The sequence below is a fragment of the Geminicoccus flavidas genome, assembly GCF_009806515.1.
Lineage (GTDB): Bacteria > Pseudomonadota > Alphaproteobacteria > Geminicoccales > Geminicoccaceae > Geminicoccus > Geminicoccus flavidus.
Genome location: NZ_WUJP01001139.1, coordinates 1 through 629, shown reverse-complemented (window position 1 = coordinate 629; position 629 = coordinate 1). Strand labels below are relative to the sequence as shown.

Below are 629 nucleotides of genomic sequence, written 5' to 3'. Positions count from 1 at the left end.
GGCGCACAACCCGGCCGTGCCGATTACGCCGGAAGAGCAGATCGAATCGACCAGAGCGGCATTCGAGGCCGGGGCGGCGCTGGTGCACATCCATGTCCGCAACGACGACGAGACGCCGTCCTCCGACCCGGACCGCTTCGCCCGCGTGCAGGAAGGGGTGCGCCGGCACTGCCCGGGCATGATCGTCCAGTTCTCCACCGGCGGGCGCGGCCGGGCCCCGGCGGAGCGGGCGAGCGCCCTGCCGCTGCGCCCCGACATGGCGTCGCTCTCGACCGGCTCGGTGAACTTCCCCTCGATCGTCTACGAGAACCAGCCGCCTTTGGTGACCGAGCTTGCCGCTGCCATGCAGCGTTTTGGGGTGAAGCCCGAGATCGAGATCTTCGACCTGTCCCATCTCCATGGCGCCCGCCGGCTGGCCGATGCCGGGCTGATGGACGAGCGGGCGCATCTCCAGTTCGTGCTGGGCATCCAGAACGCCCTGCCGGCGGAGCGCCATCTTTTGGAGATCCTGGTCAATGAAGGCCTGCGGCTGTTCCCGCAGGCGACCTGGGGGGCCGCCGGCATCGGCCGGCACCAGCGCCCGGTGAGCGCATGGGCGATCGGGCTGGGCGGCCACGTGCGGACCGGGC

Annotated in this window: 1 protein-coding gene; it reads left to right on the top strand. The window is 70.9% G+C overall.

All coding sequences use genetic code 11. The annotated features are described in order from the left end of the window. A partial coding sequence (locus EQG76_RS31470) for a BKACE family enzyme (protein WP_159719133.1) occupies positions 1-629 on the top strand: 629 nt, incomplete at both ends.